Here is a 6,780-nt window from a genome sequence, read left to right as displayed (position 1 = left end):
ATGCCGGGACTGACGTCCCAGGCTTGGTAGCGGAGAATCGAGGGAACTGTCGTCCCGTAGACGACCAGATCGTAGCCGTCGAAGGTGATGGTCAGGAAGCAAAGAAGGATGATTGGGCCGCTCCCGCGGTGGCGAGGTACCGCAGTAACCTCGGTCTGGTGGGGCGATGGTGATGTGGTCACTGTGTTCTCCTGGAGAAGCGCGATGTTGCGTGAAAGGGGAACGGCTGTAACGGAATATGCTTGCCGGTTCGCGAAGTTGACTTGCGGCGCCGGTGAACGGCAGGGAGATAGAGCATCCGGCAGCGGTGCAGTCTGATGCCCGCTGAACCCCCCGGGCGCAAACAGCCGCAGTACAGGCGCTGGATGGGATGAAGGCACGGCATGGACGGCCGAGCGTTCGCCTGAAATCTTCAGTTCAGATGCGTGTGTCGATGCACGCCCCGGTCGGGACGCTTCCTGGCCACGATTCGGGTCCTCCGGAACTCCGAAATGTCACCGCCTTGTGTTCGCCTCGACCGGATTGGGGGGAGGGGAGGGGTCACGTGCCGGGTTGCGGGTCGGGATGTGATTCAAGGTGGTCATTTGCCGACAATTGTGTTGGTGAGTCGACCGATACCGTCGATCTCCACGGTGACGACGTCACCGGCGCGCAGGAAATCCTTGTGGGGCATGCCTACACCCGCGGGTGTTCCGGTGAGAATGATGTCGCCGGGTGCGAGGGTCATGATCCGGCTTGCCGCGGCGATCAACCGGTACACATTCGTCACCATTTGTGAGGTGTCGGAATCCTGTTTGATCGTGCCGTTGACGTCGAGCCGGATCTTCAAGGCGTGAGGGTCGGGGATCTGCCAGGACGGGACGAGCCCGGGGCCGATGGGGCAGAAACCGTTCTGGCTCTTGTGACCTACCCAGTTCCATTCGAAGGCGGGGAATACGGCGTTGTCGCGGTGGAACACTCCCCGGTCGGAGATATCGTTCGCCACAACGTATCCGGCGATAAAGNCNGNNGCCTCGTCGGGGGAGACGCCGGTGCATTCCTCGCCGATGACGACGCCGAGTTCGGCTTCCCAGTCGACTCGGGACCGGCCGTCCTCGTAGATGGCGATGTTCGTGTCGTGGCCGGTGATCGTGGTGGTGGGGGACTTGAGGAAGAAGAAGGGTTCGGCGTCCGGGTTCGGGCGGGCGGTGCCCATCTCCTCGGCGTGGTCGTAGTAGTTGACGCCCGCGCACAGCACCGTGTTCGGGTAGGTCAGGGGGGCGAGGAGGGTGGCGTCTTCGACGACGGGAAGTGCGTCGACGTCGAGGTCGGTCAGCAGGACCTTGTACCGTGACCAGTCCCGGAGAACCGCCATGGTGTCGAGTCCGGCGAGGTCGGCGGGGGCGGAGCGGACCAGTCCGTCGGCGCTGAAGCCGAGGCGCACCTCGTCACCACCGGTGCTGTATTGGACCAGTGACCAGGTTGTTGAAGTCATGTTTTCGTGCCTTCTTTGGGGGGCTCGATGTTCTTGTGTTGCTGGGCGCGGCTGCATGAGCGGCATGGCGCGGGGAACCGCAGACCGTGGGAGTGACGAACCGCGGGTGGCGTCAGCTGGCCAGCCATCCGCCGTCGACCGGCAGGACGGCGCCGTTGACGTATGAGGCCTGGTCCGAGCAGAGCCAGGCGACGGCCTGACCGACCTCGTCGGGTTGCCCGTACCGGCCGGCCGCGGTGCGACCGACGATGCTGTTCATGACGTCGGTGGGGACCGCGGCGGTCATCGCGGTGGCGATCGGGCCGGGGGCGACGGCGTTGATGCGGACCCCGGCGGCGCCGTAGTCGAGGGCTGCGGTCTTGGTCAGGCCGACGACCCCGTGTTTGCTGGCCGCGTAGGCGGCCTGGGTGGGGGCGCCGGCCATCGACCACACCGAGGCGGTGTTGACGATCGCGCCGGTTCTGCGGGGGACCATCGATTTCAGTTGGTACTTCATGCAGAGGAAGACGCCGGTCAGGTTGACGTTGATGACCCGGGCCCAGTCGGCGTCGGCGAGGTCCGCCAACGGCGCGGCGTGGAAGGTTCCGGCGTTGTTGTGGGCGATGTCGAGTGGGCCGAAGGTGTCCTCGGCGTGGCGGATCGCGGACTGCACTGATGCGGAATCGGAGACGTCCGTGCGGAAGTAGGAGGCGCGTCCGCCCTTGTCGGTGATGGCGGCGACTGTTTCCTCGGCTGCGTCGTCGAGGAGATCGCAGATCACCACGGCCGCTCCGTTCACGGCCAACGCCTGTGCCGATGCCGCGCCGATTCCGCGGGCGGCTCCGGTGACCATGGCGACCTTGCCGTCGAGTGAGTGACTGTAAGATAATAACATGGTGTTTTGCGGTTTGAGTCGGGTCGGTGCGGTAGGGCGGTTGTGAGCGAGGTTGACGGGCGGCTGCGGGAGCGGTTCGAGGTCTTGTTGCCGCATCTGAACGAGCGGCAGCGGCGTTTGGCGTTGGCGGCGGAGGCCCGGTCGCTGGGGCATGGCGGGGTGCGGGCGGTGGCCCGGGCGGTCGGTGTCAGCGAGACCACGGTTCGCAGGGGCGTGTTCGAGTTGGAGGCCGGCGAGCAGCCGGCGCCGACGGGTCGGGTCCGCCGTCCGGGTGGGGGCCGCAAGGGTGCGGACGCGCTGAATCCGCAGCTGGTGCCTGCGTTGTTGGCGCTGGTCGAGCCGGATGAGCGTGGGGATCCGGAGTCTCCGTTGCGGTGGACGACCAAGTCGCTGCGACACCTGGCCGAGGAGCTGACCCGGCAGGGCCATCCGGTGTCCGCGCCGACGGTGGGACGGTTGTTGCGGGACAACGGATTCAGTTTGCAGGCCAACGCCAAGACGTTGGAGGGCGAGCAGCACCCGGACCGGGACGTGCAGTTCCGCTACATCAACGAGCAGGTCAAGGCGCACCAGGACGCGGGCGAGCCGGTGATCAGCGTCGATTCGAAGAAGAAGGAACAACTCGGTCAGCTGCCCACCCCGGGGCGCGAGTGGCGCCCGCAGGGCGATCCGGTGCGGGTGGTCGATCACAGTTTCTTCACCGGACCGAATGCGGACCGGGCCATCCCGTACGGCGTCTACGACTTGACCACCGACGCCGGTTGGGTCAATGTCGGCGTCGACCACGACACCGCCGCGTTCGCGGTCGCCTCCATCCGCCGCTGGTGGCAGGCCCGCGGCGCCGCCGACTACCCGCACGCGCGCCGGCTGCTGATCACCGCCGACGCCGGTGGCTCCAACAGCTACCGGTACCGGTTGTGGAAGGCCGAATTGGCTGCGCTGGCAACCGAGACCGGGTTGGCGATCACGGTCTGCCATTTCCCGCCCGGCACCTCGAAGTGGAACAAGATCGAGCACCGGTTGTTCTCCCAGATCACCATGAACTGGCGGGGGTGGCCGCTGACCAGCCATGAGGTCGTGGTCAAGACCATCGCGTCCACCCGCACCCGCACCGGGTTGCGCGTGGACGCCGAGCTGGACACCGGCGACTACCCGATCGGGATCTCGGTTGGTCGAGACGAGTTGCGCGCGTTGCCCATCCGCCCGCACGCCCAGTGCGGAACGTGGAACTACACCATCGAACCCACTCACGCCGACGCCGCTCCGGTTCCCGGCCGGGACCGGGAACGCGAGCGTGCCGCGGCTGTCGCGATGCTCGCCGACTCGCGTCTGACCGGCATGACGGGCGACGAGCTGGACGAACTCACCGCACGGCTGGCACCTGCCCAGGCCGCGCGCGCCGAGCAACGCCGCTGGCACCAACGCGGCGGCCGGCGCCGCAATGCCCCGGGTGCCGGCGGGCGACGGCTGCTGTCGGACGCCGCGGCCCTGCTGATCACCGTCGTGTATCTGCGGCAGGTCTGCCCTCAGCGGGTGCTGTCGGATCTGCTCGGGGTGAATCCGAACTCCATCGGCGAAATCATCGCCGAAACGCGGATGCTGCTCGACGAACACGGCCATCACGTCACCCCGACCATCGGGCTGCGCTTCAGCACCGCTGCAGACCTCGCGGGATTTCTCCGTGACGGCACGGCACCCGACCCGACACCGAATCGACCGCTCCCCGAGGCACTGTCGCATCCGGCTCTGACCGGCATGAGTCGCCGGCAACTGGGCGACCTCGTCGAACGCCTCGCCGTCCGGCAAGCCGCCCTGGTCGAGCGACGCCGCTACGCCCAACGCGGCGGCGAACGCATGCCCGGGGGCCGCGGCGGAATCTTCCTCCAAAAGATCACCGATGCCGAACGCGTCCTGGCCACCGTTCTGCATATGCGCCAGCTCTGCAACCGCGCCGTCCTGGCCGAACTGTTCCAGGTCAGCCCTCGCACCATCGGCAATGCCCTGCTCGACGTGCGGCCACTGCTCGAACAGGACGGCTACACCCCGGCACCGGCAACCATCCGCTACCGCACCGCCGCCGCCCTCCTCGCCGCCATACCACCACGAGAGGGCGACACACCCGAATCGGCACATTAATTCCTTACAGTCACTGAGTACATAGTTTGTCCTGTCGAATGGGAGTGTCAGCTGGCGGTGTAGGCGCCGTCGACGCTCAAGGCGGTTCCGGTGACGAACGACGACGCCGGGGAGGCCAGCCACAGGACGGCGTCCGCGATCTCGTCTACTTCGGCGATCCGTCCGATCGCGTGCATGGCGTGCATCTTGTCCATGAAGGTGTCGTCGGTGGCGGCGACCTCTTCGATCATCGCGGTGCGGACCACGCCCGGGCACACCGCGTTGACGCGGACACCGGCGGCGGAGTACTCGAGGGCCGCGGCCTTGGTCAGGCCGATGACGCCGTGCTTGGACGCGACGTACGACGCCTGATTCGGCAAGCTACTTCGACCTGAAAAACGAGGCGCCCCGGTGAGCATGATTAGGCTGTTCTCGGCCGGTCGGGATTGGGTTGGCCGCAAGTCTCCCGATCCGCGTCCTTCACGCTGCCAGGGTGCTGATCTTGATCAGGTTGTGCGCCAGGACCCCGTGGCCGACCCAGATCTTGGCGCCTTCGGTGCTGTCGATACGGGTCCGGTCCCAGCCGTATCCACGTTTGGGGGCGCTGATTCTGCCTTCGACTCCGGTGCGCCACTTGATTGTTCGTCGAAACGCTGGTTTGTGTTCCGCGGCTCGCCGACCAGCTGAGGGTTTGCCCTTGCGAGGAATCACCACGTGGCGCACGCCAAGGTCGCGGAGGTCGTCCTCGACGGCCTTCTCGCCGTAGCCGCGGTCGGCCGTGACCGTACGTGGTGGGCGCCCGGCGCGTGTGCGAACCCGATCCACAGCTGGTGCCAGTTGGGGTGCGTCGGCCGGGTTGCCGCGTTCGACGTTGTGGTCCACGATCACGCCGTCGTCGCCTTCGACGAGCTGGGCCTTGTGGCCGAACTCGACGGGCTTACCGAGCCGTCCCTTGGCGATGGGCCGGGCGTCGGGGTCGTGCAGGCTGACCCGCCGTGTGGAGCCATCAGGGGTCTGCCCCGCGAGCCGCTCTCGGGTCTGCGCGGTGATCTGCCGGGTGGCGGTGACCAGGTCCTCGAGGTCTTCGATGGCGCGGGCCAGGCGTCCGCGCCGGCGGCCCGCGGCCCCGGCGTGCTCGCCCTGCGCCTTCCGGGCTGTGGCCTTGGCTCGTGCCCGGCGCAGCGCGTGTTTCGCGTTGGTCAGCAGCCGTTCGGCATCGGTGGCGGCGGTCTCGGCCAGGTCGGCCAGCTCCCCGGTTGTGCGCCGGACCGCCGCCAGGGCCTCGTCGCGTCCGGCGGCGCTGCGCGACCGCAGCTTGAAACCGATCGCATGCGCACGCTTGCCCGCCGCACGAGACCGGTCCCGGACCGTGGTGTGGGTCGCTCCACCGGCGGCCTGGATCCGACTGCAGGTGGCCGCGATCCGTCGGATTGCCTTGGCCAGCAAACCGGAGTCGGTGGGGTAGGACACGTTGCTGGGCACCACGGTGGTGTCGGCCCGCAACGTGGTGGTGCGCAGCACCTTGGCCTCGGTCGCCTTGGCCAACAGCGCCTCGTTCAGCCCGTCCACCGCCGCCGGGCCACAGCGGGTGGTCAGCTTCATCAACGTCGTCGGGTGCGGCACCGACCCGTCCAAGGGAATCCGACAGAACCGCCGCCAGGTGATCGAGTCGCTCACCTCGCGGCACAGGCTCTCGTAGCCGAGCCGGTAGCGGAACTTGAGGAACATCAGCCGCAGGTAGGTCTCCATCGGCGTCGACGGACGGCCGATCCGCGGGTCGAAGTACGGCACGAACGGTGCGAAGAACGCCGGATCATCCAACAGCGCATCCACTCGTTCGAGCTCCGCGGGAAGCCGCAGCAACTCCTGCGGCAGCACCGACTCGAACAAGGACGGTTGATCGCCTACGGTACGGAACACGATGGCCTCGATCCCTTCTAATGGGAGTCGATCAGCGAGCCTTCGGCATGTAACTGCCCGTTCACGGCAGGCTGATCACTCACCGCCACACCCCGACTTTTCAGGTTGAAGTAGCTAGACCGCCCCGCTGATCTTAGTGGTCTGATCCGTTAATTCGTCGGGGGTTGCTGCCAGGCGGTGGGGTCGGCGAGGAAGAGCCCGCAGGCGCAGTCGAGGGCGTCCTCGGGGGTGCCGGCGAAATCGCCGTTAGGCAGGATCGAGTCTTGGTATTTGCCGCTGCTGGCGAGGTGAATCGCGAAGCCCCACGAGCGGGCCGATCCTCCGTAACGCAGCCGCATCAGCGGTATGACGGTGCCGTCCGGCAGTGTCGCGTCGACGTAGGCGAACGGNCCCCGGA

At 67.2% G+C, this 6,780-nt stretch carries 6 protein-coding genes and 1 pseudogene; 1 reads left to right on the top strand and 6 read right to left on the bottom strand.

Annotated features, from left to right (window positions below):
- From CA951_RS43900 to CA951_RS41335, 3 genes and pseudogenes are all read right to left on the bottom strand, one after another.
- Positions 1 to 182: pseudogene (locus tag CA951_RS43900) on the bottom strand (MFS transporter); the annotation flags it as partial.
- 398 nt (positions 183 to 580) lie between these two features.
- Positions 581 to 1,474, bottom strand: coding sequence for a fumarylacetoacetate hydrolase family protein (locus CA951_RS41340; RefSeq protein WP_087562360.1), 894 nt, complete (start codon positions 1,472 to 1,474; stop codon positions 581 to 583).
- A 112-nt stretch (positions 1,475 to 1,586) separates the two neighbouring features.
- Positions 1,587 to 2,348 (bottom strand): SDR family NAD(P)-dependent oxidoreductase, encoded by a 762-nt coding sequence (locus CA951_RS41335; RefSeq protein ID WP_087562359.1) that lies wholly within the window; start codon positions 2,346 to 2,348, stop codon positions 1,587 to 1,589.
- A 42-nt stretch (positions 2,349 to 2,390) separates the two neighbouring features.
- Here CA951_RS41335 and CA951_RS41330 point away from each other — a divergent pair, with 42 nt between their 5' ends.
- On the top strand, positions 2,391 to 4,484 hold the full coding sequence (locus CA951_RS41330) for an ISAzo13-like element ISRop2 family transposase (protein ID WP_087562358.1): 2,094 nt from the start codon (positions 2,391 to 2,393) through the stop codon (positions 4,482 to 4,484).
- Between the two features lie 47 nt (positions 4,485 to 4,531).
- Here CA951_RS41330 and CA951_RS41325 read toward each other — a convergent pair whose 3' ends face one another.
- The 3 genes from CA951_RS41325 to CA951_RS41315 form a co-directional block, all read right to left on the bottom strand.
- On the bottom strand, positions 4,532 to 4,843 hold the full coding sequence (locus tag CA951_RS41325) for an SDR family oxidoreductase (RefSeq protein ID WP_373415115.1): 312 nt from the start codon (positions 4,841 to 4,843) through the stop codon (positions 4,532 to 4,534).
- 100 nt (positions 4,844 to 4,943) lie between these two features.
- Positions 4,944 to 6,383, bottom strand: a complete 1,440-nt coding sequence (locus CA951_RS41320; protein ID WP_087562356.1) for an ISNCY family transposase — start codon at positions 6,381 to 6,383, stop codon at positions 4,944 to 4,946.
- A 149-nt stretch (positions 6,384 to 6,532) separates the two neighbouring features.
- A partial coding sequence (locus tag CA951_RS41315) for a hypothetical protein (protein ID WP_087562355.1) occupies positions 6,533 to 6,780 on the bottom strand: 248 nt, incomplete at its 5' end.

The sequence above is a fragment of the Rhodococcus sp. NCIMB 12038 genome (genome assembly GCF_002165735.1).
GTDB lineage: Bacteria > Actinomycetota > Actinomycetes > Mycobacteriales > Mycobacteriaceae > Rhodococcus_F.
Note: the sequence above shows the minus strand (reverse complement) of the source record. Positions and strands in the feature narration are given on the sequence as shown.

Coding starts and splice junctions, on each gene's coding strand:
- CA951_RS41335 (WP_087562359.1), bottom strand. CDS start 2,348: ATGTTATTATCTTACAGTCACTCACTCGACGGCAAGGTCGCCATGGTC.